The sequence below is a fragment of the Streptomyces sp. NPDC002513 genome, assembly GCF_053595355.1.
In genome coordinates this window covers 112,443-138,706 of sequence record NZ_JBSFXK010000011.1, presented here as the reverse complement: position 1 = coordinate 138,706, position 26,264 = coordinate 112,443, and the positions used below count along the sequence as shown (strand labels likewise).

Annotated in this window: 25 protein-coding genes and 2 pseudogenes; 9 read left to right on the top strand and 18 right to left on the bottom strand. The window is 70.7% G+C overall.

The window, feature by feature from the left end; translation table 11 throughout:
* Window positions 1-123: 123 nt before the first annotated feature.
* The 11 genes from ACWD5Q_RS10905 to ACWD5Q_RS10855 form a co-directional block, all read right to left on the bottom strand.
* On the bottom strand, window positions 124-1,350 hold the full coding sequence (locus tag ACWD5Q_RS10905; protein ID WP_451426699.1) for a glycoside hydrolase family 88 protein: 1,227 nt from the start codon (window positions 1,348-1,350) through the stop codon (window positions 124-126).
* 182 nt (window positions 1,351-1,532) lie between these two features.
* Window positions 1,533-2,567 carry an Acg family FMN-binding oxidoreductase gene (locus ACWD5Q_RS10900; protein ID WP_451426728.1) on the bottom strand — a complete coding sequence of 345 codons (1,035 nt, stop codon included), beginning with the start codon at window positions 2,565-2,567 and terminating at the stop codon, window positions 1,533-1,535.
* Between the two features lie 64 nt (window positions 2,568-2,631).
* Entirely contained in the window at window positions 2,632-3,069 is a 438-nt protein-coding gene (locus ACWD5Q_RS10895) for a hypothetical protein (RefSeq protein WP_451426698.1), read from the bottom strand.
* A 515-nt stretch (window positions 3,070-3,584) separates the two neighbouring features.
* Complete coding sequence (locus tag ACWD5Q_RS10890; protein WP_451426697.1) at window positions 3,585-4,085, bottom strand: hypothetical protein; 501 nt, start codon at window positions 4,083-4,085, stop codon at window positions 3,585-3,587.
* A gap of 433 nt (window positions 4,086-4,518) precedes the next feature.
* Window positions 4,519-4,899: a hypothetical protein gene (locus ACWD5Q_RS10885; protein WP_451426727.1), complete on the bottom strand. Its 381-nt coding sequence runs from the start codon at window positions 4,897-4,899 to the stop codon at window positions 4,519-4,521.
* Window positions 4,900-4,935: 36 nt separating this feature from the next.
* Window positions 4,936-5,949: a 2-hydroxyacid dehydrogenase gene (locus ACWD5Q_RS10880; RefSeq protein WP_451426696.1), complete on the bottom strand. Its 1,014-nt coding sequence runs from the start codon at window positions 5,947-5,949 to the stop codon at window positions 4,936-4,938.
* A 299-nt stretch (window positions 5,950-6,248) separates the two neighbouring features.
* Entirely contained in the window at window positions 6,249-6,881 is a 633-nt protein-coding gene (locus ACWD5Q_RS10875) for a hypothetical protein (protein WP_451426695.1), read from the bottom strand.
* 178 nt (window positions 6,882-7,059) lie between these two features.
* Window positions 7,060-7,983, bottom strand: a complete 924-nt coding sequence (locus ACWD5Q_RS10870; RefSeq protein ID WP_451426694.1) for a carbamate kinase — start codon at window positions 7,981-7,983, stop codon at window positions 7,060-7,062.
* Window positions 7,984-7,987: 4 nt separating this feature from the next.
* Window positions 7,988-8,989, bottom strand: coding sequence for an ornithine carbamoyltransferase (argF, locus tag ACWD5Q_RS10865; protein WP_451426693.1), 1,002 nt, complete (start codon window positions 8,987-8,989; stop codon window positions 7,988-7,990).
* Window positions 8,990-9,007: 18 nt separating this feature from the next.
* Window positions 9,008-10,222, bottom strand: coding sequence for an arginine deiminase (locus ACWD5Q_RS10860; protein ID WP_451426692.1), 1,215 nt, complete (start codon window positions 10,220-10,222; stop codon window positions 9,008-9,010).
* 28 nt (window positions 10,223-10,250) lie between these two features.
* On the bottom strand, window positions 10,251-11,666 hold the full coding sequence (locus tag ACWD5Q_RS10855) for an APC family permease (protein WP_451426726.1): 1,416 nt from the start codon (window positions 11,664-11,666) through the stop codon (window positions 10,251-10,253).
* Window positions 11,667-12,316: 650 nt separating this feature from the next.
* Here ACWD5Q_RS10855 and ACWD5Q_RS10850 point away from each other — a divergent pair.
* Window positions 12,317-12,772 carry a Crp/Fnr family transcriptional regulator gene (locus tag ACWD5Q_RS10850; RefSeq protein ID WP_451426691.1) on the top strand — a complete coding sequence of 152 codons (456 nt, stop codon included), beginning with the start codon at window positions 12,317-12,319 and terminating at the stop codon, window positions 12,770-12,772.
* A gap of 263 nt (window positions 12,773-13,035) precedes the next feature.
* Here ACWD5Q_RS10850 and ACWD5Q_RS10845 read toward each other — a convergent pair whose 3' ends face one another.
* On the bottom strand, window positions 13,036-13,728 hold the full coding sequence (locus ACWD5Q_RS10845; RefSeq protein WP_451426690.1) for a response regulator: 693 nt from the start codon (window positions 13,726-13,728) through the stop codon (window positions 13,036-13,038).
* Window positions 13,729-14,187: 459 nt separating this feature from the next.
* On the opposite strand from ACWD5Q_RS10845, the gene ACWD5Q_RS10840 reads away from it, so the two are divergent.
* The 8 genes and pseudogenes from ACWD5Q_RS10840 to ACWD5Q_RS10805 all read left to right on the top strand — a co-directional run.
* Window positions 14,188-14,652: a pyridoxamine 5'-phosphate oxidase family protein gene (locus ACWD5Q_RS10840; RefSeq protein WP_451426689.1), complete on the top strand. Its 465-nt coding sequence runs from the start codon at window positions 14,188-14,190 to the stop codon at window positions 14,650-14,652.
* A 397-nt stretch (window positions 14,653-15,049) separates the two neighbouring features.
* Window positions 15,050-15,649, top strand: coding sequence for an Rv1733c family protein (locus ACWD5Q_RS10835; protein ID WP_451426688.1), 600 nt, complete (start codon window positions 15,050-15,052; stop codon window positions 15,647-15,649).
* Window positions 15,650-15,907: 258 nt separating this feature from the next.
* Window positions 15,908-16,804 (top strand): alpha/beta fold hydrolase, encoded by an 897-nt coding sequence (locus tag ACWD5Q_RS10830; RefSeq protein WP_451426687.1) that lies wholly within the window; start codon window positions 15,908-15,910, stop codon window positions 16,802-16,804.
* 339 nt (window positions 16,805-17,143) lie between these two features.
* Window positions 17,144-19,945 carry a helix-turn-helix transcriptional regulator gene (locus ACWD5Q_RS10825; RefSeq protein ID WP_451426686.1) on the top strand — a complete coding sequence of 934 codons (2,802 nt, stop codon included), beginning with the start codon at window positions 17,144-17,146 and terminating at the stop codon, window positions 19,943-19,945.
* 109 nt (window positions 19,946-20,054) lie between these two features.
* Window positions 20,055-20,750 (top strand): alpha/beta fold hydrolase, encoded by a 696-nt coding sequence (locus ACWD5Q_RS10820; protein WP_451426685.1) that lies wholly within the window; start codon window positions 20,055-20,057, stop codon window positions 20,748-20,750.
* A gap of 206 nt (window positions 20,751-20,956) precedes the next feature.
* Window positions 20,957-21,805: an alpha/beta fold hydrolase gene (locus ACWD5Q_RS10815; RefSeq protein ID WP_451426684.1), complete on the top strand. Its 849-nt coding sequence runs from the start codon at window positions 20,957-20,959 to the stop codon at window positions 21,803-21,805.
* Between the two features lie 272 nt (window positions 21,806-22,077).
* On the top strand, window positions 22,078-22,734 hold the full coding sequence (locus ACWD5Q_RS10810; protein ID WP_451426683.1) for a class I SAM-dependent methyltransferase: 657 nt from the start codon (window positions 22,078-22,080) through the stop codon (window positions 22,732-22,734).
* Between the two features lie 78 nt (window positions 22,735-22,812).
* Window positions 22,813-22,974: pseudogene (locus tag ACWD5Q_RS10805) on the top strand (IS30 family transposase); the annotation flags it as partial.
* A 32-nt stretch (window positions 22,975-23,006) separates the two neighbouring features.
* Here ACWD5Q_RS10805 and ACWD5Q_RS10800 read toward each other — a convergent pair.
* The 6 genes and pseudogenes from ACWD5Q_RS10800 to ACWD5Q_RS10775 all read right to left on the bottom strand — a co-directional run bounded on the left by ACWD5Q_RS10800 (window position 23,007) and on the right by ACWD5Q_RS10775 (window position 26,131).
* Window positions 23,007-23,582, bottom strand: coding sequence for a hypothetical protein (locus ACWD5Q_RS10800; RefSeq protein ID WP_451426682.1), 576 nt, complete (start codon window positions 23,580-23,582; stop codon window positions 23,007-23,009).
* The gene (locus tag ACWD5Q_RS10795; protein WP_451426681.1) at window positions 23,579-24,019 is read right to left on the bottom strand and encodes a hypothetical protein; all 441 of its coding nucleotides are present in this window, start codon (window positions 24,017-24,019) and stop codon (window positions 23,579-23,581) included. The genes ACWD5Q_RS10800 and ACWD5Q_RS10795 overlap by 4 nt, the downstream gene beginning before the upstream one ends.
* Before the next feature lie 19 nt (window positions 24,020-24,038).
* Window positions 24,039-24,173 carry a hypothetical protein gene (locus ACWD5Q_RS10790; protein WP_451426680.1) on the bottom strand — a complete coding sequence of 45 codons (135 nt, stop codon included), beginning with the start codon at window positions 24,171-24,173 and terminating at the stop codon, window positions 24,039-24,041.
* Window positions 24,174-24,320, bottom strand: a pseudogene (locus tag ACWD5Q_RS10785) (transposase); the annotation flags it as partial.
* A gap of 128 nt (window positions 24,321-24,448) precedes the next feature.
* Entirely contained in the window at window positions 24,449-25,915 is a 1,467-nt protein-coding gene (gene rox, locus ACWD5Q_RS10780) for a rifampin monooxygenase (RefSeq protein WP_451426679.1), read from the bottom strand.
* 12 nt (window positions 25,916-25,927) lie between these two features.
* Window positions 25,928-26,131 carry a hypothetical protein gene (locus ACWD5Q_RS10775; RefSeq protein WP_451426678.1) on the bottom strand — a complete coding sequence of 68 codons (204 nt, stop codon included), beginning with the start codon at window positions 26,129-26,131 and terminating at the stop codon, window positions 25,928-25,930.
* Window positions 26,132-26,264: the final 133 nt, after the last annotated feature.

Below are 26,264 nucleotides of genomic sequence, written 5' to 3'. Positions count from 1 at the left end.
TCCGCACGCCGGCGGCCGGTCTCGCATGTGCTCAGCCATGATCGCCGCCGTGGCGGCGTCCTCCGGCACCGTGGTCGCCCCGGCTGTGGGGCCGGTCGCGGTGCCGGAGGCGCATGGCAGCGGTCAGGGCATCGACAGGTCGATGGCCCGGTCGACGTCCTGCGGTTGCAGCACCCGCAAGATGCCTTCCAGCAAGTAGTAGTCGGCGTAGGGCAGGGAGATCTCGATTCCGTCCTCGGCCGGCCGGTTGCGGGTGCAGCGGGCGACTATCGCCTCGGCTCGAGCAGATCTTCTCGTCAGGCAGGTCTCCGACAGCGCGGTGAGGATCCGCACCGCCACCTGCCGGTACTCGCGCCTGCCGGTCGCGGCGGACAGGTCGAGCAGTCCGCATGCCATGACGGCGCCCGCCGATGCGTCCTTGATGTCGTACGGTTGCTGGGGTGCACGGTAGTCCCACACGGGCACGTGGTCCGGGCTCAGCGCTCCCACCGCAAAGTCGGCGAGCTTGCGCGCTGTGGCCAGGAACTGCCGGTTCCCGGTCCGGCGGTAGATCGTGGTGAACCCGTAGATGCCCCAGGCCTGCCCGCGCGACCAGCAGGAGGTGGGGCTGTAGCCCTGGACCGTGTTCGGGCCGATCGGTGCGCCGCTGTCGGGATCGAAGTCGTAGGCGTGGGGGGTCGACCCGTCCTCGCGGGGAAAGACCTGTTGTGCCGTCTCGGCATGGTTCACGGCGACGTCGAGGTACTTCGCGTCGCCTGTCTGCCGGCTCGCGAAGTCCAGCAGATCGAGGTTCATCATGGTGTCGATGATGACCCGGCCGGCGTTGCGCGGGTCGTCGAGTGCTCCCCACGCTCGGATGAAGCGGCCTCTGGGGTTGTATCGCTGAATCAGCGACTCGGCCGCTTGCACGGCGCCCGCGCGCCACGTGTCGTCGCCCGTCAGCCGCCAGGCGGTGACCCATGACGGATAGAAGAGGAAACCGAGGTCGTGGGTGGTGGTGTCGTTCCGGCGGGGAGCAAGCTTGCGGGCCGAGTCGAGGGCCAGCGTTCGGAACACGTCCTCTTTGCTGTAGAGATACGCCATCCACAGCGTCCCCGGCCAGAATCCTCCGATCCAGTCACCGTCCTGGGAGAAGGTCCATTTCTCGAACTTCGTGGCGACGGGAAAGGCGCTCACGCCCGGTGCGACCGCGCGCAACTTCTCCACCGCGTAATCGGCTGCCGTACGCAGCGTATGCGCGGTCGACGCCGGCTCCTGGTCACCGGACGCCTCCGCGGCCCGTGCCGGCGAGGTGGCGGTTGCCGTGGCACCGGCTGCCACGGCGAGGACAGTACGCCGGGAAATGCTCATGGAGATCCCTCCAACTAGCCAATTCCGCAAGGACCGTTGAGCGAGTTTGGCATGGCAGTGACCTTCAGGTACACCCACATGTGTCAGATTCGTGTATGTGAACCCGGTGGGCGTCCCACATGCCCGGACCGGCGACTTCACGGCGGCGCATATGCGGCCGGTACGCTGGGCGATCATCCGACTCAGGTCGCCGATCCGGCATTGGTCACGGGACGTTCCGGGGCGGGCTCGTCCGCGACCTCTGCCGCAGACTGTCCGGGGGCGCGCGGAGTGCGGCCGCCGTCCGGACCGTAGCCGAATCGGATCAGCAGCTGCGGGTGGCATCGCTTGCGGAAGAGGCTGGTGGCCGCCCGCAGGTCCGGCCATTCCATCGCCTGGTGCAGCAGAGAGGTGCGCACCCCGTGCACCGTCGCCGTCAGCAGTGCGTGCTGCAGTGCCTGGCCCGCGCGCAGCCAGTCCTCCTGCCGGTCGCGGGATGTCCACAACAGGGCCACCTGGGCATGACGTTCGAAGCGGAGGGCCGGAAGATGCAGCGCGGGCAGGGGGCCGGTGAAGTCCCGCATCGGTAGCCGCCCGGCCGCGTCCGGCGGACCGAGGGCCGTGACCGGGATGCCGTACGGCCTGTCCGCCCCTGGGGCGGTGATCCACGTGCGGGCCTCGGCGGTGCGCGCCGGGCTGGCGTGGTTACGGGCCTCGCCGACGGCGGTCAGGCGCAGCAGCCGTCGGGTCCCGACGATATCGGGTACATGCAGTCGCGCGCCCTCGGTGTGTGCCGCCGCGGACATCTCCGCCACGACCGGATCGGGTACGGGGCGGCCGGTGAACGGCATCCGGCTGCTGTGCCGCCGCGCGATGGCGTCGTACAGATCCGCCTCCCGCCCACGGTGGTCGTGCGGATCGGCCCGGCCGATGAGCCGGATGTCGGCCAGCAGGTCGGGCTCGGCCGGGTCGGGCAGCAGCCGCACGTCCGGTCGCCAGCCCAAGTGCTCGGCGGCGAGCCGGAGGTTGAACACGGCCGCGCCCACGGACAGATGCTGTGCGCGGCCGTCGGGGTCGGCGACCGATAGCTGCCGCGCCGGCACCGCACGCACCTCCAGGAGCTGGTCGTCCGGGTTCACGCGGAAGCGCCAGGGCTGTGTGTTGTGAAGGGACGGCGCCGCCACCGCCGCCGCGAGCAGCACCTCCAGGGCTGCCGCATCCAGGCCAGGGGTACGCATCATGCTTCCTCTCTCGTCCGGGATCACCCGCACGGCCGACCGCGGGGAGTCGGAGCGGCGCCGGTCAGGTGGCGGGCAGGACGACGCCCGGCGGGCCGACCAGGGAGACGACGGCCAGGGCCCGGGCGCGTTCCGGGCGGCCCCTGGGATGCGCGACATCGTGTCCGGCCGCGGCGAGCAGGACGACCGGGAACAGGCCGAGTCTGGCCGCCAGCGTGTGCCCGGAGCCGGGTTCGGCGAGCGAGGCCCGGGTGACGCCCTTGTGCCAGGCCATGGCCCACCCGGTGCCAAGTTGCACCGGAAGGAACACCGCCCCGGTCAGCAGTCCGAACCGGCGCCCCGCTTCGGGCGCGAAGCGATCCCCGGCCTGCGCTGACAGCATCCGCCGGGCCGGCGGCAGCACCAGGGCGGCCGGACGGCGGCCGGTCCGGTCCGTGCGCCGCGCCCGCCACGGGGGACGGCGGTGGAAACAGTCGCGCGGGCGCTCTGTGCGGTCGTACACGGGAAACCTCCGGATCGGTCGGCAGTCAGCTTCCGGCATCGGGCCACCTCGGCGCGGCGGCCGATGAGCCCGTCGGCAGGGGCCGAGGGTCCCTCTTCCGGCGAGCACGACAGGGCCGGATGGGCTGCGGGGACGCGGATACACCCCGGGTGCACTGAGGGGGCAGTCGCGGCGGTCAGGCAAGGAGCGCGGGCCTGCGCACAGGGCGCGGCGTCACACGCGCGGCCGACATGAAGTACCGGTGAAAAGGCAGGCCCAAGTGCCATGAGAACACGGAGAGTTGAGGAGAGGCCGCCGCCATGGTCGGCGAGGACGGCGGCCGCCTGCGCGAAGACCTCGGGTATGCCCGGCAAGAGATCCTCGCGCCGATCGTCCTCGGCACCCGGGGTGTACGGGGGCCGAGCCCGGCTCGAACCGGCCGTAGGACGAGAGCGGAGTCCGCAGGCAGCTGACTCTGCGTCAGAAGGGCTCCCACTCGGCGGCTCGACCCGAGTGGGCCTGCGGGGCCGGGCCGGTCAGCGGCGGCGCGGATCCGCACCCACGGCGCCTACCGTGGCCACCAGCGCCGCGCCGAGGCCGGTCAGCGCACCTCCCAGGCCCGTGACCAGCGTGGTGAGGTGCCAGGCCTGGTAGGCGGACAGCAGCGAGCCGCGCAGCGTCTCACCCATGAAGGCGGTCTGGCGCAGTTGGGTGAGCTTCTCGTCGTCGTTCCCGGCGACGCGCAGTTCTTCGGTGATCTCGGCGTAGGTGCGGCCGCCGGTCGCCTTGACGACATGGTCCTTGATCAGCTCAGCGTACGCGTGGGCCTGGGGGCCGGTCTCCACGCTCTGCCCGGCGAAAGGGATGAGGTGGGCCGGTAGCCCGTGGGCGGGGAACGTGATCTTCTGTGCGGCCAGTTCGCTACGGATCTCCTTCCGGCCCTTGCGACCCTGCAGAAGCATGACCGGGCCGGCGGCCATCAGGGCCGCGCCGACCGTCCCGACCAGCGCGCCGGTCCAGCGATGCGCTCTGTCCATGACGTACCTTCCTTGTTTCTTCGTCGTGACTTGTTTCTTCGTTGTGACTGGTTTCTTCGTCGTGATTGCGGATACGGCGGGTGCCGCGGGTGCTGGGTGCGTCGGCGTCCGAGGACTGCGCGGGCACCCGCGGCGGAACCGGTCAGCGAGGAGCAGCAGGGCGCGGCCGGCCGGGAGGGCGTCGCGCGCACCGAAGACCGTGGCATGCCGCAGGACGTGGGGGACGGACCGCACGTCCGGTTCGGGCACGGTCTGTTCCTTCGCACCGCCGCAGCCGCAGCCACCGCTCTCCTCCACGCCTTTGCCCGATTTGTCCCTCAGTGTCTCAGGACTCCGGGATCCGGGAGCGCCGTCGATGGGCGTGTCCTGCGCGAGCCTGTTGTGCGGGTCGGCCGGCAGCGTGGCGAGACGGATGTCTTCGAGAGCCGTGGCGTCACCGGGAGCCTACGCAAGGGTGAGAGTCCTCGGCGTAGGCCAGCCACAGGTCGGGGCCGAACACCTCGTAGCGGATCCGGCGCGCGGGGACGCCGGCCCGGAGCAGTTGGCTGCGGACGGCACGCGTGAACGGGAGCGAGCCGCACAGGTACACGTCGGCGTCGGCGGGCAGGTCCAGGCCGCCGAGGTCCATCAGGCCTGTGTGGGAGCCGGGTTCGCCGGTCGCGTCCTGTTCGTACCAGAACTCCGCCCGTGCGTCGGAAAGTTGCCGGACCAGGCGGCGGGTATCGGCGCGCAGGGCGTGGTCGGCCGGGGTGCGACCGGCGCGCAGGACGTGGACCGGCCGGGTGGAGCCGGTGGAGGCAAGCTGGGAGAGCAGACATCCGGGGGCGGCTGGGCGTGCGCCGGAAGGGATTCAGGACGTCTCCGGGCGGACGAGCGTGTTGTCGCCGGAGCGGCCGGCGATGTAGTCCCCGATGTTGGCCACGGTGGTCTCGACGATCTGACCGACGGCGTCCCTGGTGAAGTACGCCTGGTGCGAGGTGACCAGGACGTTGCTGAAGGTCATCAGCCTCGCGAGGCGGTCGTCGGTCATCACTTCCAGCGACTTGTCGAGGAAGAACACGCCGGCCTCTTCCTCGTACACGTCGAGACCGACACCGCTCAGCCGTCCGGCGCGCAGCGTCTCCAGCAAGGCATCGGTGTCCACCAGACCACCTCGGCTGGAGTTGACCAGGATCGCATCGTCCTTCATCAGCGCCAGGGTCCGGGCGTCGACGAGGTGGTGGGTGTCCGGCAGCAGCGGCACGTGCAGGCTGACCAGGTCCGCCTCGGCGAACAGCCGCTCGCGCGCGACGTACTCCATTCCCAGGGCGAGGCAGTCGGGATTCTCGGCGATGTCCCAGCCCAGCAGGCGCATCCCGAATCCATGGGCGATCCGGGTGAACGCGGCCCCGATCTTTCCTGTGCCCACGACCCCGGCCGTCCGGCCTCGCAGATCGCGGCCCATCAGACCGTCGAGCCGGAAGTCGAACTCCCGGGTGCGGTGCGCAGCGCGGACGATACGACGATTGACCGCGAGGGCCAGTGTCCAGGCGAACTCGGCGACCGAGTACGGCGAGTAGTACGAGACCCGGGCCACGGTCAGCCCGAATTTCTTGGCTGCGGTCAGGTCGATGTTGTTGTAACCGGTGGACCGCTGGGCGATCATCCGGGTGCCACCCTCGGCCAGTGAGCGCAGAACGTCGGCGTCCAGGGTGTCGTTGACGCTGCTGAGGACGACCTCATGGTCCGCGGCGGTCGGCACGGTGTCCCGGTCCAGGAACAGTCCCAGGCAGCGCAGCTCGTGCCGGCCGGCCAGCGCACCGTCGAAGGCCTCCCGCAGCAACGGCTCCTCGTCGGCGAGGACGCCGTAGGCGACGATCTCCACCTGTTCTCCTCCTGTCGCATCGGGGCGATCATCTCTCCACCGTAGGCCGGGATTGTCGAGGTGAAGAGGGCCGATGGGCTCACGAGGCGGGCCCATCGTCCCAGGACCCCGGGCCGCCTGCGCGTCTCCCGGGGAGATCTCGAAGGAGGGCACGGTGGTCGAGACCGGTGCCCCTCGCCGCGGCTTCCGGCAGATCCCTGGTCATGCCTTGGTCCGGCCGCGGCGGGGGCGGCGGGCGGACCCCACGCCCCCGATCGGCGGGACGGGCCCGGGGCGAGGTCCGTCCCGCCGCGTGCGGGTCAGCGCAGCCAGGCGTGGTCCCGGACGATGGGCAGCCGCGCCCACAGCCGGCCCAGGCCCCAGGTGGCACCCGCGCCCGCTGCCGCCACCACGATCAGGGCGGCGGCGTAGATCACGTGGTAGTCGGCGAACGGATTCGTCGACATGCTCGGCGATCCGTCCGACAGGTGCTTGGCCGGCGGCCACTCGGCGATCCACATCAGCGCCGTCATCGCCGTGCCCGCCACCACCGCCGGCCGCAGCGCCACACCGGTCATGACGGCCACGCCGATGCCGAGCAGGCCCAGCATGAACAGCCAGTCCGCCCACGGGGCGCCGGCCCACGCGTGGAACGTCGACTCCATCGGCCCGACCGCGACGGAACCGAGGAAACCCTTCGCCGGCGACCCGCCGTCGATCCAGCCCTTGCCGGACGCGGTCGCGTAGCCGAAGCCGAAGGTCTTGTCCAGGAACGCCCACAGAAAGACGAACCCGGTCAGGATGCGCAGGGACGCGAGGGCATAGGCCTGCGCGGTGTGCGTGTCGCGACGCGCCGACACAGCGGACTCGGAGGTGGAGGCGGTCCGGTTCCGGTGGAAGGCGGCCGACAGAGGGAAGCCCGGGCGCCGGTGAGGGTGCTCGTGCACGGCCATGATGGTGATCCCTTCGGGGATGTATGAGGCGTCGTCCTCTTGACGCCTTTCACTCTTGTCGGGTGCGTACGGTCACGCCGGATGCCGAAGGTCTCCAGCCGTTGGGCTGAACGTCCCTGCCTCCGGGGCCGGGAGGGCGGCGGCCGGGCGCCGCCCTCCCCCCCGTCGTCAGCCGGCATCAACCGACCGGGAGATCCGGCCGGATCAGCGTGCCCGCCGTGCCGTGGACGATCTCGTAGGCCGCATCCAGGGCGCCGATCGCCGCGAGTCCTCCGCTGCGTTCGACGAACCGGGCAGCCGCCTCCGCCTTGGGTCCCATGGAGCCGGCCGGGAAGCCGCCGTTCTGCAGCTCCCGGGGAGTCACGTCGAGCAGAGGATGCTGGTCGGGGGTGCCGTAGCCCTCGTAGACGTAGGGGACGTCGGTGAGGATGAGGAGGAAGTCCGCCTCGAGGTCCTCGGCGAGCAGGGCCGCGGTGAGGTCCTTGTCGACGACGGCCTCCACGCCGGTCAGCGCGCCGGAGTGGTGGTCGGCGGTGACGGGGACGCCTCCCCCGCCGGCGCAGATCACCAGGACCCCGCTGTTGAGCAGTTCGTGGATGGTGCCGGTCTCCAGGATGCGTTCGGGCCGGGGCGAGGCGACGACGCGCCGCCAGCTGGTGGTGTCCCGGGCGATGTGCCAGCCGCGCTTGCGGGCCAGCTCCTCGGCCGTCTCCCGGTCGTAGACCTGGCCGACGAACTTCGTGGGCCGGGCGAAGGCGGGATCGTCGGCCCGGACGAGGGTGTGCGTGACGAGGGCGGCGATCCGGTGTCCGGGCAGGGCGTCGTGCAGGGTGCAGACGAGCAGGGAGCCGATCATGCCCTGGGTCTGGGCGCCGAGCAGGTGCAGCGGATAGGGGGCGCTGAGCGCGGGGTCGGCCTCGCTCTCCATGGCGAGCAGGCCGATCTGAGGGCCGTTGCCGTGGGTGATGACGAGCTCGTGGTCCTGCGCGAGAGTGGCCAGGGCGGTGGCGACCCGATCGATGTTGGCCTGCTGGACGGCGGCGTCGGGGCGGTCACCGCGGTGCAGCAGGGCGTTGCCGCCGAGGGCGACGACGATACGCATGGTTTTAGTCCCCCAGGGTGGCGACGAGCACGGCCTTGATGGTGTGCAGCCGGTTCTCCGCCTGGTCGAAGACGATCGAGGCGGGTGAGGAGAAGACCTCGTCGGTGACTTCGAGGCCGTTCAGGCCATAGGTCTCGAACAGCTCCTGGCCGAGCTGGGTGCGGAGGTCGTGGAGAGCCGGCAGACAGTGCATGAACTTCACGTCCGGGTTGCCGGTGAGGGCGAGGGTCTTGTCGTTGACCTGGTACGGGAGCAGCAGCTCGATCCGCTCCCGCCAGGTGTGGGCCGGTTCGCCCATGGACACCCAGACGTCCGTGTGCAGGAAGTCGGCCCCGCGGACGGCGGTCTCGACGTCCTCGGTGAGGGTGATCCGGGCCCCGCTGGTCCGGCCGAGCGCGCGGCAGGCCGTGACCAGCTCGGGTTCCGGCCACAGGGCCTCGGGCGCGGCGAGGCGCACGTCCATGCCGAGCAGTGCGCCCATCGAGAGCAGGGAGTTGCCCATGTTGTTGCGGGCGTCGCCGAGGTAGCAGTAGGAGATGCCGGTCAGGGGCTTGGGGCTGTGCTCGCGCATGGTGAGCATGTCGCACAGGCTCTGGGTGGGGTGTGCGGTGTCGGTCAGCCCGTTGTAGACGGGGACTCCGGCCTCGGCGGCGAGTTCGGTGACGATCGACTGGACGGAGCCCCGGTACTCGATGCCGTCGAACATCCGGCCGAGGACGCGGGCGGTGTCGGCGACGGACTCCTTGTGGCCGACGTGGGTGTCGCCGGGGCCGAGGTAGGTCGTGGTGGCCCCCTGGTCGGCGGCGGCGACCTCGAAGGCGCAGCGGGTGCGGGTGGAGGTCTTCTCGAAGACCAGGGCGAGGTGCTTGCCGGTGAGCCGGGGGTGTTCGGTGCCGGCGCGCCGGGCTGCCTTGAGGTCGGTGGCGAGGTCGAGGAGGTGATGGATCTCGGCCGCGGTGAAGTCGAGTTCGCGCAGGTAGGAGCGGCCTCGGAGGGAGACGTTCATGGTTTTCCCCTTGTCGGGTCAGACGGCCGGGTCACGTTCGATGGGGCAGCTCATGCAGCGGGGGCCGCCCCGGCCGCGGCCGAGTTCGGCCCCGGCGATGGTGACGATCTCGATGCCCTGCTTCCGCAGGTAGGTGTTGGTGGTGACGTTGCGCTCGTAGCCGACGACGACACCCGGCGCGAGGGCGAGGAAGTTGTTGCCGTCGTCCCACTGCTCGCGCTCGGCGTTGCGGATGTCCTGGGGAGCGGACAGCATCCGGACCTTGTCCAGGTCGAGGGCTTCGGCGAGGGCGGTCGCCAGGTCCGAGTCCGGGGCGACGGCGAAGCCGGCCGGGTGTGCGTCGCTGGGCGTGAGGGTCCACGAGCGCAGGGAATCAGCGAGGCCGGGGTAGATGACGAACGTGTCGCGGTCGACCATGGTGAGCACGGTGTCCAGGTGCATATACGCGCGGGCCGCAGGCAGTTGGACGGCGATCAGCCGGTTCGCCGTACCCGCCGCGAAGAGACGTGCGGCCAGGTTCTCCACGGCCTGGGCGGTGGTCCGCTCCCCCATGCCGACCATGACGGTTCCGTTGCCGAGAACGTGGACGTCGCCGCCTTCGAGGGTGCCGACGGGCCCGTCGAGCAGGGGTGCGGGTGCGATGCCGGCGAACAGGGGGTGGAAGCGGTAGATGGCCTGGGCGTGCAGGCTCTCGCGCCGCCGGGCGGCCTTGGCCATGGGGTTGACGGACACCTGGTCGTACACCCAGCAGGAGTTGTCGCGGGGGAAGAGGTGGTTGGGCAGGGGCGCGAGGGCGAAGTCGTCGCCGTTCTGCGCGTTCCAGACGAGGCTGTGCGGGGTGGCCAGCGGCAGGTCGCTCTTCAGCAGGCCGCCGATCAGGTAGCCGGCGAGCGTCTCCCCGTCGAGGTCGGCGCACAGCGAGCGCACCGGGTCGATCAGGGCCGGTCCCACGGTGGCCGGGGTGACGACCTGGCCCAGGAGCCAGTCGCGGGCCGCGGGGACGTCGAGGGTCTGAGCCAGCAGGTCGGCGAAGTAGTGGACGCGGGCGCCGTGGTCGCGCAGAACCTGCGCGAAGGCGTCGTGCTCCTCGCGGGCGCGCTTGGCCCACAGGATGTCGTCGAAGAGCAGGGCGTCGACGTTGCGCGGGGTGAGGCGGGAGAGTTCGAGGCCGGGGCGGTGCAGGATGACCTGGCGCAGCGGGCCGACCTCGGAGTCGACGTGAAAGGTGTTCATCGCAGGAGTTCCTCCGTGCTCGGGGTGGTCAGTCGTGGGGGCGGAGGTCGTTCCGCTTCCGGGGTCCCCCGGCGCGGTTCGTACGGATCTCGCGGGAAGGCCGCTGGGTCAGCGGGGGCGTCTCGGGTGCCCGCTCCTGCTGGGCCGGGCTCGCCGCGTCCGCCGGCGCCGTCGTGTCGCCGTAGACCGCCTGGCCTCGCTTCAGCCAGATGTAGACCGGCACGCCGAGCAGCAGCACGAACAGGCCGTAGTAGACGGTCTGGTAGCCGCTGCCCTGGATCGACCAGTACGAGAAGGCCAGGGCGAGCGCGGCGACGGTGACGTCACGGGCAAGCAGGCGGGGACGGAGACTTTCCCGGCCGCGGACCAGCAGCCAGTACAGCTGGGCGGCGGCGGAGAACAGGTAGGGGATGACGGCGGTGAGAACACTCAGCAGCACGATCTTCGTGAAGACGTCCTGGAAACGCGTGTAGCTGAAGACGGTGATCAGCGAGGCGAGGACGGTGGAGGCGACGATGCCGAAGACCGGCACGTCGTTCTCGCCACGCAGCCGGGCGAAGGCGCGCGGGAAGAGGCCGTCGCGCGCCGCCGCGTACGGCATCTCGGCGCACAGCATGGTCCAGCCGTTGAGGGCGCCGATGCCGGAGATGATCGCGGCGGCGGCGACGAGGTCACCGGCCCAGGTGCCGCCGAAGATGTTGTTCGCGGCGTCGGTGAACGGCGCGGACGAGGCGCTGAGCTTGCCGTGTGCGACGGTGCCGAAGACGGCGAGGGTGCCCAGGATGTAGATGACGGCGCAGACGAGCGTGCCGTAGACGGTGGCGCGCGGCACGTTCCGGACCGGCTCCCGCACCCGGCCGGCGACCACCGAGGCGGCCTCCAGGCCCAGGTAGCTGAACAGGGCGATGGCGCCCGCGGCGGAGACCGCACCCAGCGCCGACTGACCGCTCGCGTTGAACGGGCCGAAGTTGTGGGCGTCGATGAACAGCAGTCCGACCGTGGCCATGAAGATCAGCGGGACGAACTTCAGCACGGTCGTGATCACTTGGAACGCGCCCATGGTCCGGACGCCGGTGAGGTTGATCGCGGCGGGTATCCACAGCCCGACCAGCGCGAGCAGCACCGAAACCCACTTCTGGTGACCGGTGTTCACGAAGACCTCGACGTAGCCGACCCACGCCACGACGATCGCCGCGTTCCCGGCCCACGCGGTGATCCAGTACGACCAGGCGTTGAGGAATCCGGCGAACTCACCGAAGGCCTCGCGAGCGTAGACATACGGGCCGCCGCTCGCGGGCACGCGCTTCGACAGCGCCCCGAAGGTCAGGGCCAGCGCCAGCGCGCCAAGGGTCACGACGATGAAGGCGATGACGGAGATGGGCCCGTACGGGGCGAGGGCGGAGGGCAGCGCGAAGACTCCGGTGCCGATGATGCTGCCGATCACGAGCGCGGACGCGGCGGGTAGGCCGAGCGCCGCTGTGGGCGCCGTGTCCTTTCCGCCTCTTGTGGTTCTGGCCATGGGTGGGACTCCTGGTGCAGGTCGCTACGGGCGAGTCGATCCGCGACCGATCTTTCTGGGTCTCCACCCGGCACGGTCAGCGGCCACACGGCCCGCGCGTGGCCCCGTTGGTCCCGGTGCCGAAGGCCCAACCAGCCCAACTCGCCCGGTCCTGGGCCAACGTCTCCCTGAGAGCCGGCTGTTGGACCCCAGCCCCGTAGTCGTGCCGGCCTCTCCGCCGCACAGCGTCCGGCTCAACCATGGGGAGCAGAAGCTGAAGCGAGTCCTTCCAGAGGCACCGTCAACCGGCCTATGGCGCCGCCTCCTTGCCGCCCATTCGAGGGGGCGGTTCACCCGCACGCCCCAGGAGACGCGAGGACGAACGCGCGGGACTCGGGGGCACGATCCCCGCACCACGGCCGCCGTCCTCACCGGCACGAGGGCGGCGGGCCGGCCGTGGTCGGCGAGCCCCGCGCACAGGGTGATGTGCTCAGGGCCGGGTGGGCCCAACTCCGGGCCGGACGGCCCCTCGTGCCGACCCGGCCGCCGCACCACGCTGGTGGTGGCAGTTCGTACATCCCGTCGGAAGGCAGGCCATGAACACCCCCAGCATGCTCCGCGCCCTTCCCACCGAGCATCGGCAACGGCTCATGCGCGTCGCCAGGGAGGTGTCCTTCCCGCAGGGGACTCGCCTCTTCGACGAGGGAGCCCGCGCGAGCCGCTTCTGGATCATCCGTACGGGCACGATCGAGCTCGACATGCACGTGCCCGGCCGGCGCGCCGCCGTCATCGAGACGCTCGGCCACAACGAACTCGTCGGCTGGTCCTGGCTCTTCGCGCCGTACGTGTGGCATCTGGGCGCCGAGGCGGCGACTCCCGTCCGGGCGTACGAGTTCGATGCCGAGGCCGTCCGCTCCATGTGCCAGGACGACCCGGCGCTCGGCCAGGCCGTCGCCCAGTGGGCCGGTGAGGTACTCGCTCACCGTCTGCGCTGCGCCAGGACCCGGCTGCTGGACCTCTACGCCCCGTACGGCGCGGGCGGCGTCGCCTGAGCGTGCCGAGGCGACGAAGGAGAAGGCCGGCCCTCGATCACGTTCTACGGCACCCCGCCGCCCGCTCCGCTGAACTGACGTACGCGGGCGGCGGTCCTGCGCTCAAGACTCGCACCGGACGGTGACGCAGGCCTGCAGCGGGCGTCGCCGTCGCTCGTGTAAGGCGTCGCCGTACGCGACCTCGACATGTGGATGCCGCATACGTCGCCGCACGGCGTCGCAGTGGCCGGCGGTTCGTTCGCGTCCCCGTCGGCCGCAGGGCTTCAGTGCCCTTCCTGCCGCTGCCGGCCCTGGACCTGGGTGGCGATGACGGCGGCCTGGACGCGGCGCTCCACGCCGAGCTTGGCCAGCAGACGGGAGATGTGGTTCTTCACCGTCTTCTCGGCTAGGTAGAGCCGCTGACCGATCTGTCGGTTGGTCAGACCCTCGCCGATCAGAGCCAGGATCTCCCGCTCCCGGTCGGTCAGGCCGTGCAGTCCGTCGGGCTGCTGTTCCTCCTGCCCGCCCCCGCGAAGCCGGGCCATCAGCTTGGTGGTGGCACTGGCATCGAGCAGGGACTGGCCGCCGGCCACGGTGCGCACGGCGGACACCAGATCCGAGCCCTGGATCTGCTTCAGGACGTACCCGGAGGCGCCGGCCATGATCGAGTCGAGCAGTGCTTCCTCGTCGTCGAAGGAGGTCAGCATGAGGCAGGCCAGCTCGGGCATGCGCGAGCGGATCTCCCGGCACACGGTCACACCGTCGCCGTCGGGCAGCCGGACATCGAGCACCGCCACCTGCGGGCGCAACGCGGGGATGCGCACCAGTGCCTGTTCCACCGTGCCGGCCTCACCGATCACCTCGATGCCCGGCTCGTCGTTCAGCAGGTCGCGTACGCCGCGCCGTACCACCTCGTGGTCGTCCAGCAGAAAGACCCGGATCGGGTTGCCGGTGCCGGGCTGCTCGCTGTCCGCCATCAAACTGCTCCCTGGTTCCACGTTCCGCACCGATGTCCGCCGGCGACGGAATCGGTCCTCCATTCCGGGATCCTTTCCCGGATCCGGGCCGAAGGGCCAGGGCCGGTCGGCCCTGATCGCCGCCCACAGTGTCCCGCGGCCCGGAGCGAGCGCGCCGCCCTCGACACCGTGCAGGAGATCATGCGCACGGCCCACTCACGGGGTACGCGGGGTCGGCCGGACGCGCATCAGGGCCGAACGGCCCTGGTGCGCGGAGCACCGGTGCCGTTCCAATGACCTGATCGAGTCTGTCCGTGGCTCCCCCGGGCGCCACGGACAGGCAGCCGCCCACGCCTCGAAGGGACGACGCCCGCGCCGTACCGGCACATCGGCCGCCACCACGGCGACAGGCCGCGCAACAACCCCGCCGCGCCTGCCGAAGTCGCACAGCGGTGAGGCCCGAAACCAACGGAAGCCCCCATGACCCTCGACACCGCTCAGCCCCTCCCTGCCGCGCCACGCCGGAGCATCGAGCTGAACAGAGACGAAGCCCTGCGGCTGCTGGGCAGCGTGCCCTTCGGGAGGATCGTCTTCACCCGCCACGCGCTGCCGACCGTCCGCCCGGTGAACCACGTCCTGGACAACGGCGACATCGTCATCCGCACCCACGAGGGCGCCGCCCTGACCGCGCGCGCCGCGCAGGACGGCGGTCGGGGTGTCGTCGTGGCGTACGAGGCCGACGCCATCGACCCGGACACGCATCTCGGCTGGAGCGTGGTGGTCACCGGCTACGCCCGCCTGGTGACCGATTCGGCGGAACTGGCCCGCTACCAGGCACTGCTCAAGCCCTGGGTGAACCAGACCATGGACCACGCGGTGCGCATCCGCCCGGATCTGATCTGCGGGGTCCGGCTCGCCGACGACGAGGAGTCCGACGACACCTGATCATGGCCTGCGGAGCCGCTCGTGGCCGGCCGCCCCGGACCCGTTGGGTCCGGTCACGCCGGCGTCGGCCTCCACGGGTGAGCGACCACCGGTCCCGCCCTCACCGGAGAGCGGCCCGAGCAAAGGTGGCGGCGGACGGAGCCGTACGGCGAGGGCCTCTTCGCCGCAGGGAGCTGACGAGACACTCTGTGCGAGGCCCCGTCAGGGCACGGCGGGCCATTGCCTGGGCGCAGATCCACGACGTATCAGCGGGACCGTGCGCGGTCTGGGCCGAACGGCCCTCCGTCCTCCCCCACTTGTCCCCCGATCGGCCCTCCCCTTCTGCCTGGTCGGCCCATGTCGCGGCCTCGCTCGGGATGCCACCTTCCTGTCTGTGACGACGAGGAGGTGCGGAGAAATGCGCAAGGGCAAGCCCGCGAACGGGAGGCGCAAGCGCACGAGGCTGCCGTTGTGGCGGTGGCGGAGCAACCCGATCCGGCGACGCGACGACGTTCTTGAAGCATGGCTCCTGCTGGCCGTGGGGGCCCTCATGGCGATAGGCGGCACGCTCGCCGCCGTGGTGACTGCCCACGCCGCCCACCAGGATTTCGCCCAGCAGCGGGCCGAACGGACCCCCGTCCTCGCCGTTCTCCTCACTGATGTCCCGCGCACGGTGCCCTCGGGAGTGGGCACAGACCTGGCATCAGCGGAGGTCCGCTGGACGGCCTCGGACGGCTCCGCACACCGCGGCACGACGCTGGTGTCCACCGGAAAGAAGGCCGGCTCCACGGTCAGGATCTGGATCGACGGTCAGGGGGAGGCGAGCACCCCGCCGCTGGCCCCCACGCGAGCGGCCGTCGAGGCCGGGCTGCTCGGAGCCTCGGCCGCTCTCGGCGTGAGCGGCGTGGTGTACGGCGCCGGGCGCGTAGGGCGGCGGTGGCTCGACCGGCGGCGCATCGAGCAGTGGGACAGGGAGTGGACCCTGGTCGGGCCGCAGTGGGGCCACAAGACCAGTTGACCGCCGGGGGACAGGGCCCGCGACACGCCCGGCCGAGCCGGTACCGGAAATGTCAGTCCTCAGTGGTGGCCGGGGAGCGCAGCCCGGTCTCTTCCCTCCGCTTCGGCTGAAGAACTCCTCCGTGCCAAAGCTTCCGGCCACCTGCCCCAACCCCCACTCCGTGCGATGTGACCTACATCACACAGGAGGGATCGAACTTTCGCTCCGCCTGCGCATCTTGTCGGCGTCATCGACCAACCTTCAAGATCGGGAGCATTCGTGGTCTCACCTGTCACCAGCCCGCTGGCCGAAGGCGTCCACACCCTCGGGGTGGACGGCACCGTCTTGCGCTATCACGTCCACGGCACCGGACCGGTGTGTGTGGCACACCCCGGCGGACCCGGCATCGCGTGGGAGTACCTGCGCGCACCGGAGCTGGAGAAGTTCCTGACCATGGTGTACGTGGAGCCGGCCGGAACAGGCGGCTCGGACCGGCTTGCCAGCCATCCCCACGGCTACACCAGGGCCCGCTACAGCCGGCATCTGGCCGCACTGATCGACCACCTCCCGGTGCGCCGGGTACACCTGCTCGGCCATTCCCACGGCGCCTTCGTCGCCCAGTACCACGCGCTGCGCCGCCCCGACCAACTCGCAGGGGTCGTGCTGTACGAAAGCGCGCCTGTCACCGGGCCCGAGCACGCGGAGGAGGCAATGCGGTCCGTGGGGGATTTCGCCGCACGGCACGCCGACCGCCCGGAACTGCCGGCGATCCTGGAGGCGTTCGCCGCGATCCCGGCCATCTCCAGCGACGAGGCCATGGTGGCGGTGGCCAGAGCAATCGTGCCGGCCTATGTCGCGGACTACTGGGCTGATGCGCGGCGGTGGGCCCCGCTGCAGGAGTCCCTGCGGGCGACCTACATCTCGGGACAGGACGAGCACGGCGAACCCGACCTCATCGACGACCGCGCGTCGCTTGGCGCGCTGACCGTGCCCGCGCTTGTCGTGGTCGGACGCCATGACGTCGTGTGCGGGGTGCGGTGGGCCGAGGAACTGCACAAGCTGATCCCTGCCTCGCAACTGCTGGTCCTGGAGCACAGCGGACACTTCGGCCATGTGGAGGAGCCCGAGCGGTTCGCCGGCGAAATCACCGCATTCGTGACCGCGGGGCATCGCTAGCCCGCCGTCGTTCGCGGTTCCCGTATCTGCCGGGCCGTCCCTGGTTCGGCTGCGAGAATCGCCCGGACGACAAGGGCTCCGAGAAGCGCCACCGTATTCGCTTGGGAACGGTTCCGATCTGACGCATGACCACGCCTTCGTCCGCGCCGCGCCGCACCGGCATTGCTCGCCCCTGCACGAGTAGATGCCGTCGGCGCTGCACCGGATCGGGACCGGGATCGGGATCGGGATCGGCGAGAAGCAGATCACGACGATGCCCGTCGCCAACTGCCGGCAACTCACCTACCAGGAACGCCCGCAATTGAACATCAGAGGTATTTCGGGCAGGAGGTACGCGTCATGACTCCTCATGACAGCGGTGAACGCACCCGTTCTGGAGGCCAGGTCACCCCGTGGCTGTTCGAAGGCGACGGGCCGCTGATCGGGCGCGAGGCAGATCTGGACCGGATCGGCCGCTTCCTGGCGGGCATTGCGCGGGCCGGCGGTCCGCTCCTGCTGCTGGGGGAGCCCGGCGTGGGGAAGACCGCGCTGCTGGCCGCCACCGCCTCCCGGGCCGAGGACTCCGGCATGTACGTCCTGCCGACCGCCGGTGTGGAGTACAAAGCGCGGCTGAGCTACAGCGGTCTTGGGCAGTTGCTCGACGCGGCGGCTGAAAAGCAGCCGTCTGTCGTCCTCGGAGATGCCCTGACCGTGGTCCTGGGTCGGAAGGACGGCCCGGCACCCGAACACGAATCGGTTGCCGAGGCCGTGCTGTCGTTGGTCAGACGACTTGCGGTCCACAGGCCGACACTGCTGGTCGTGGACGACGTGCAATGGCTGGACTCGGCCAGCGCCGTGGTCCTCGGCCAGGTGGCGCGCCGACTGGACGGCAGCGGCGCCGGGATGCTGTGCGCGGCAAGACCGGGAGCGGAAAGCTTCTTCGACTACAGCGGTCTTCCCGTCCACGACGTGGGTCCTCTCAGCGATCCCGCGGCCGACGATCTGCTGGTCGACCGCTTCCCGGCACTGGCGCTGCGGGTGCGACGGCGCCTGATGGCCGAAGCGCAAGGCAACCCGCTGGCGCTGCTGGAGCTTCCGGTCGCGCTCAGCGGCTCGCAGCGCGCAGCCTCCGAGGCCCTGCCCGAGCGTCTTCCGCTCAGCCACCGGCTGCAATCGGCCTTCGCGTCCCGGATCACGAGCCTGCCCGCGGCCACGCGGTACGTACTGCTGCTGGCCGCGCTGGACGGCACCGGGGACCTGCGGGTGTTGCGGCGGGCCGTTGCCGGGCGGTGCAGCCTCAAGCACCTGGGCCCCGCCGAGCGCGCCCAGTTGATCCGCGTGGACGAACCGTCCGGTTTGAGGTTCCGGCATTCGCTGACGCGCTCGGCAGTGGTGGATCTGTCGACCAGCGATCAGCGGCGCAGCGCCCACCGCGCGCTGGCCCTGGCATGGGAGGACGTTCCGGAGCGCCGGGCATGGCATCTGGCCCAAGCCGCGCATGGACCCGACGAACAGGTCGCCGCGCTGGTGGAGCAGGTGGCCGCCGTGATCGGCCGCCGCGGCGACGGACCCGCCGCGGTGGCGGCGCTCCTGCGTGCCGCCGATCTGACCCCTGAGGGTCCCGAACGGGCACGGCGGCTTGCGAAAGCGGCGTACACCGGCGCGAACATCACCGGTGACCTGCGTGATGTGCCGCGTCTGCTGGACGATGCGCGCCGCGCGGCACCCGGGGCGGGATCGATGGCCGCGGCGGTGGCCGGGTCGGCGTATCTGCTCAGCGGCTGTGGAGACATCGATACCGCATACAGCCTGTTGTGCGGGGCCATCGCCCTGCATCCCGAGCCGTACGACCCTGCCGACACCACCTTGTTCGAGGCGCTGCACACCCTGATGCTGGTGTGCTTCTACGGTGGCCGACCCGACTTGTGGTCCCGGTTCGACGCTGCCCTGGCCAGGTACCCCATGGCACCGGGCCTGCTGGCGACCTCGCGGAGCACGTTAGCCGATCCGGCCCGCACGAGCCCATCCGATCTGGCACTGCTGGACACGGCCATCGCGGGGCTGGCGCACGAGTCCGACCCGCTGCGCATCGTCCGGGTGGCCATCGCCGGGGCGTATGTGGACCGTCTGGGCGGATGCGCGGAAGGGCTGCGTCGCGTCGTGGCCGGCGGGCGCCGGGGCGAGACCGTCACCCCGGCCATCGACGCCCTGTTCCTCCTGGGCAAGCACGCCTGGCTGACCGGGCAGTGGCCGGACCTGCGGCAGGCGGTCCGCGAAGGACTGGACCTGTGCGATCAGTACCACTACCCGATGCTCGCCTGGCCGGGGAAGTTCCTGCTGGCCTGCACGGCGGCGGCAGGCGGCGACGACGCGGCGGTCCGGGGCCTGACCGACCAGATGGACCAATGGTCCGGTCCCCGGCGCGCCGACGCCGTACGCGCCTTCGCAGCCCACGCCAAGGCCCTGTCCGCCCTGGGGCGGGGAGACTTCGAAGAGGCGTACCGGCATGCGACGTTCATCGCGCCGGCCGGAACACTGCCGAGGTTCGCCCCGCACGCGCTGTGGACGGTCATGGACCTGGTGGACGCTGCCGTACGAACCGGCCGACGCGAACAGGCACTCGACCATGTCGCCGCAGCCCGCAACGCCGGTCTGGACGCGGTGTCCCCACGCCTGAGGATGCTGCTGCACGCCTCCGCCGCACTGGCGGCCGACGGCGAACGGCATCCGGGATTCCATGACGCCCTGGCCGTCGAGGGCGCCGAGCGATGGCCCTTCGACCTGGCCCGTATCCACCTGTACTGCGGTGAGCGGCTTCGGCGCGGCAAAGCACCTGCGCAGGCACGCCACCACCTGGGTACCGCGGCGGAGATCTTCCAGCGGCTCGGCGCGGTCCCCTGGGCCGACCGGGCGAACCAGGAACTGCGTGCCTGCGGTGCCCCCGCGCGTGCCGCGTCCCGGCCCGAGGCCGCCGCACTGACACCGCAGCAGCGGCACATCGCGAGCCTGGCCGCCGCCGGCTTGTCCAACAAACAGATAGCCGAGAAGCTCTTCCTGTCCCCGCGCACCGTCTCCACCCACCTCTACCAGCTCTTCCCCAAACTGGGTGTGACCTCCCGAGCCGCCCTGCGGGACGCGCTGGAGCAGCTGCACGAGCGGTGACACCCCCCGGCGGCCGGAACTACGTCACATTACTGAAGCGGCGAAATCGGCCGCATTCCTAGTGTTCTCGGCGAGGGCCTCGGATTCAGGCCCGGAGAGGACTGGAGGAATGATGAACGACAACGCACCGCGCGGGAATGTCGTGCTCGTTCACGGAGGCTTCGTGGACGGCTCCGGTTGGCAGGGTGTCTACGACGCCCTCAAGGCCGACGGCTACACCGTGGCCGTCGTGCAAAACGCCACGTTGTCGCTGGAAGGCGACGTGGCCACCACCCGGCAGGTGATCGACGGGCTACCGGGGCCGGTGACCCTGGTCGGCCACTCCTACGGCGGGGCCGTGATCACCGAGGCGGGCAATCACGAGAAGGTGGCGTCGCTGGCGTACATCGCGGCGTTCGCCCCCGACAAGGGCGAGTCGGTGAGCACGCTGATCGCCGATCCGCCGCCGGGAGCCCCGGTTCCGCCGATCCTGCCGCCGCATCAGGGCTTTCTGTTCCTGGACCGCGACAAGTTCGCCGACTCCTTCGCCGGTGACCTGCCCCGCGCCCAGGCCGAGTTCATGGCCGACTCGCAGGTTCCCTGGAGCGTGGACGCCCTGGGCGGCGCGGTGTCCCAGCCGGCCTGGCGTACCAAGCCGGCCTGGTATTTGGTGGCCGGCGACGACCGCATGATCCCGCCGCCGGCCCAGCGCGCGATGGCCGAGCGGATCGGGGCCCGGACGGTCGAAGTACCCGGCAGCCACTCCGTCTACGTCTCGCAGCCCACCGCCGTCGCCGACCTGATCAAGCAGGCCGCCCTCGGCTGATCGCCCGCCGCACCGCCCTCGACAGCGCCCGCCGGCCGACCCGTCGCAACCGGTCGGCGAGTGCCGACTGCCCCGACCGCTCTCCGGCCTCGCCCCGCAGTCATCCCTGAACTCTTCGCACCCTTCGACGCCACCTCGCCGCGGCCCGGCACCGCTGCGCGCCCTGCCCGGGCCAACGCCCACCCATCCCGTACAGGAGCACGATCATGAAGTCCTCACGCAGACGCCGCACCTACGTCGTCGGTGCCGCCGCGGCGGCAGCCCTGGCCGGCGCGGCCGCCGTCGCCACCTTGACCCAAGCGGCGTCGGCCACCGAGAACCACAGCGACAGCACTTCGGCGGCCAAGCCCACGGTCGTACTCGTCCACGGCGGCTTCGCCGACGCCTCCAACTGGAACGGCGTGGTCGCAGGGCTGCAGAAGGACGGCTTCCCGGTCGTAGCCCCGGCCAATCCGCTGCGCGGCCTGCCCACCGACGCCCCCTACATCTCCAGCGTCCTGAAGTCGATCAAGGGTCCGGTCGTCCTCGTCGGCCACTCCTACGGCGGCGCCGTGATCACCAACGCGGCGGCCGGAAACCCGAACGTCAAGGCCCTGGTCTACGTCGCCGCGTTCGTTCCCGACACCGGCGAGAAGCTGGGCGACCTCATCCAGCGCTACCCCGGCAGCGAAATCCAGGCCGCGCTGAACCAGGTGCCGTTCACCAACCCCGACGGCACCACCGGAACCGACCTCTACATCCGGCCCGACCGGCTGCGTGACGTGTTCGCCGCCGACCTGCCGGAGAAGGAGACCCGGCTGATGGCCGCCGAGCAGCGGCCCTTCAGCGCCTCGTCCTTCACCGACGTCACCACCGCGGCCGCCTGGCACACCATCCCCTCCTGGGGCATCGTCGCCACCGCCGACAAGTCCATTCCCCCGGCTCTCGAACGGTTCGAGTACCAGCGCGCCAAGTCCCACGTCGTGGAGGTCGAGGGTGCCTCCCACGTCGTCATGATCAGCCATCCCGAAGTGGTGGCCCGCGTGATCGAGGACGCGGCCCGGCAGGTCCGCTGACCCGTTCACCGGGCTGCGCGGGTGCCGGGAATCTCCGGCACCCGCGCAGCCTGACCGGGCCCAACCACCCCTGTCCGGAGCGACGTGACACACCACCGATCGAGGCCCGGTCCTGCGCCCGCTCCCCCACCACAGCGATCGAGCCCACGAGCAGCGGACGGCGCAGACCGGTTGTAGACTTCGCGACCGGCAAACGGGAGTAGATGAGTGCTGGGGTGCCCGGCCACCAGCGGCCCCCTCCTCAGCCCTGCAGCACAGGAGCGAGCGACTCGATGACCGGTGTCCCCCGCAGGCGCGCCACGGTGCGCGAGACCCCCATCGCCAGACAGCGCAGGGTGTGGAACAAAGCCGCAGCCCACTACGACCAGCAGATCGCCTTCTTCGAACGCATCCAGTTCGGCGGCGGACGGGAGTGGATCGGCTCCCGCGCCACCGGCCGCGTCCTGGAGGTGGCGATCGGCACCGGTCGCAACCTCCCCTTCTATCCCGCCGACGTACGGCTCACGGGAATCGAGCTGAGCCCGGCGATGCTGGAGATCGCCTCTCGGCGCGCGGCCGAGCTCGGAATCGACGTCGAACTCCGTGAAGGCAATGCCGAGGCGCTCCCCTTCGAGGACGACACGTTTGACACGGTGGTGTGCGCGCTGGCGCTGTGCAGCATCCCCGATCCGGCCCAGGCCGTCGGCGAGATGGCCCGGGCACTCAAGCCCGGCGGCACACTCCTGCTGCTCGACCACATCGGCAGCAACTGGCCGCCCCTGTATGCCGTCCAGTGGCTCCTGGAGCGGATCACGATCCGCGCCGCCGGGGAACACTTCACCCGCCGCCAGCTTCCCCTGGTCGAAGCGGCGGGACTGCGGGTCGTGGAGACCCGGCGGCTCAAGGCCGGCACCGTGGAGCGCATCGCGGCGGCCAAACCGGCGCCGTAACGCGCGGCGACGTTACGGCGCGGTGCCGTAACAGCGCCCCGTACCAAGGCGGCCTGGGGCGGCACGCGGGCAGAGCGAGGGCGCGGGGCACTCCAGCGCGAGCCGGTCACCTGTCTGCGCACCGGGCGTGCTTTGCGTGTTCCGCGGGCACGCTCCCGACAGCGCGCCAGCGGTCCCGTCACGTCCGACGTGATGATCAGCGAGCGGCCTGCTGAGGCGGAGGACCGCGCGGGGTGCTGGCCGCGTGCGCGACGCTGATGGTCGGCGGCGACTCAATGACCGCGATCCGGAAGTGGGCCGCCCGCGCCCCGCAGGCCAAACTGGCCCGCATCGGTGCCCGGTACGACCCGCTGACCGGCCAGTACCTCGTACTCGGCGAACGCATCTTCCGCCGCGCGCTCGCCGACCTGGACGCCGACGCCCTGGACACGGCGACCTGCGCATACGTCACCGAAATCGCGGCCGGAACCGCAACGGCGCCCGAGATCCCGAGCACCCCGGGGCCGGTCGAGCGCGAGCAGCGCCGCGCTGCCCAGCGGGCCGTCGAACACCCGATGCCGGCCGGACTGCTGCCCGCCGCGGCTCTCGACGGCAAGGCCATGACCGGCGCCCGCACCGAATCGGGACGGGTCTTCCTCGGCGAGCGCGACCTTGCGGCCGCTGCCCTCGATGGTGAAGTCGGTCGCCTTGTCCAGGGTGGGCCAACCGTTCCTCGACGTTGCGCTCTGCCACGTGCGAGTGTCGGCAGAGGCCACGATGGCGCCGCTGAGGTTGACCAGTGTCGCGGCTGCCGCGACACCGGACGTGGCGCCGATGAACCGACGTCGTGACAGACCAGTCTGGTTCATGACTGTTTTTCCTTTCTGGGTAAACTGGTGAGGTGCGCGATGCCGAACCTCAAGAGGGCAGCAATCGCGGCCAAGGAGATGACGGCGCACACCACGAGGGCCGGATTGAGCCATGGGGGAACCAGGTCGAAGTGCGCATTGCACTTGTTGTGCAGAGGGAAGAATTTCTGGAACTCCGCGGCGTGTGCATCCCTGTATGCCCTGTCGTAGTACTGGTGATGGACGAACTGGCACGTTTCGCGGACGTCGAGCCCTGTTCTGAACACTCCCCAGATCCACGACGCGAGGCCCGCGAAGAACGCGACGGAGCACACACGTGTCCACCACAGCGGGCGCCGCCATGATCTGTCTCGAAGGCCAGTCACGATGCGGAACAGGTTCCACACCAACCAGACGGCGAGGGCCACTGCAGCGATAAGGGCTCCGGCTTGCTTCATTCCCTTGTTCTATCCGTCGTCATCGGGCGGCGCGTGCGCGGGCCGCCTTGAGGTACTTCTCGTGGTTTGCCTGGTACAGGGACAGCTTGGAAGTCTCCATTCCCATGCGGGCCAGCAGTGCATCGACGAAGCCCTGCTCGAAGTCGCTGAGCAAGCAGATGATGGAGCAGGCGAGTTCGAGGAGGCCTTGGTGGAAGTCCGCACGTATCTCGTAGCAGATGCGAAGACGCTTGAACTGGTGCAGCCATGCGAACGTGCGCTCTACCGCCCAACGGGTCCTGCCCAGGCCGGAGCCGTGCGGGGCACCTTGGCGGGCGATCTGGATCGCGCCGAGGCCGGCCTACTGCGCGGGGGCTTCGAGCCCGGCGGGGTACGGCGCCGAACTCGGCCGCACCCAGGCACCGTCCCCTTCGGGCCGCGACAGCGCGCTCAGCCGACGGGAGCGCCGAACCACTTGGGCAGTTGACCGAGCAGATTCTGCTGGTCTTCACCGACCCAGGCCACGTGGCCGTCCGGCCGCAGCAGCACCGCGGGCACGTCCAGTTCCTCGCTGACGTCGACGACGTGGTCGACCCGATCCGCCCAGCCCGCCACCGAGAGCCGGCCGGTCTGGTCGAGCAGCAGCCCGCGGCCGCCGTGCATCAGCTCGTAGAGGCGGCCCCGCTTCAGCCCCACGTCCCGCATGCGCCGGCCCAGCAGTGCGTGACCCTCACCGAAGTCGTAGCGGACCCCGACCGCGGTGATCATCTCGGTCACGTACCGGTTGACCTCCTCGAAGTCCATCAGCGTCGAGAACAGCTCCCGCAGCGCGACCGCACCGGGCTCGGTCCCCAGCAGCGTGATCTGCGCGCGGGTGTTGTCCAGCACACGGGCCCCCACCGGGTGCCGTTCGGCGTGATAGCTGTCCAACAGCCCCTCGGGAGCCCAACCGTTGACCGCGGCGGCCAGCTTCCAGCCCAGGTTGAACGCGTCCTGCACACCGAGGTTGAGCCCCTGCCCGCCGGTCGGCGGGTGGATGTGCGCCGCGTCGCCGGCCAGCAGCACCCGGCCGACCCGGTAGTGCTCGGCCTGCCGGGTGGCGTCGCCGAACCGGGACAGCCAGCGCGGCGAGTGCGCCCCGAAGTCTGTGCCCGCGAAGGCCCGCAGCTGCTTCTTGAACTCCTCGAGGGTCGGCGCGGTCGCACGGTCCTCGGCCACGCCGTCGGCGGGCACGATGAGGCGGTACACCCCGTCCCCGGAGGGGATGGCGCCGAACCGCAGTTGGGTCTTGCGGACCTCCTCGACGATCGCGGCAACCGTCGCCGGATCCTCGGTCACCTCCATATCGCCCAGCAGCGTCTCGACCTTGGCGGGCTCACCGGGGAAACCGACGCCGAGCCGCTTGCGCACCGCACTGCGGCCGCCGTCGCACCCGACGAGATAGCGCGAGCGCAGGCGCCTACCTCCCCCGCCGGCTACGGCCTCGTCGGCGGGGGTGCCCCCACTCGCCAGCTCGACGGTCACCCCGTCCTCGTCCTGGCTCAGCCCGACGACTTCGCAGCCGCGCCGGATCTCGGCACCGAGTTCGAGGGCACGCTCATTGAGCAGCCGCTCGGTGACCGGCTGCAGGGTGGCGAGGCCGTACGGATGAGCCGTGTCCAGCCGGTCCGGCCACGGCTTGTGGATGCCGCCGAAGAGACCGCCCGCCCGGAACTTCTCACTGACCGCGAGGAACCGGTCCAGCAGGCCGCGCTGGTCCATTATCTCGACGCTGCGCACGTGCAGGCCACGTCCGCGGGACTGCCCGGTCGGCTCGGTCAACTTCTCCAGCACGACCACGTGCACGTCGTGCAGCCGCAACTCGGCGGCCAGCATCAAGCCCGTCGGTCCGCCGCCGACCACGATCACGTCAATCATCACAACGCCCGTTCAACGAGAGGGGATTTCGGCCAGCAGTTCCGCGCCATCCGGTGGCACGCACACCCGCACCTCCGCGCCGGGTTCCCACAGCCGCACCGCGATTCCCACCGGCGGTCGGACATACAGCGAGGCCCATACATCGGCAAAAGCACAGGTACGTCGTGAATCCCGGATTTCCGCAGGTTCTGGCTTCGGCTGGAGATTCTGCAGCACGACCCGGGTCTTGCCGCAAGGCCCCCGGTGCGCTATACGTTGAGAGTGGCAAGGAGTGAGCGACCTCCTTGCCTTTGCCTTGTGTCGTCCGTCGCGGACGCACAGGCTTCTCCTGGCGGCGATCCGGTGCGGC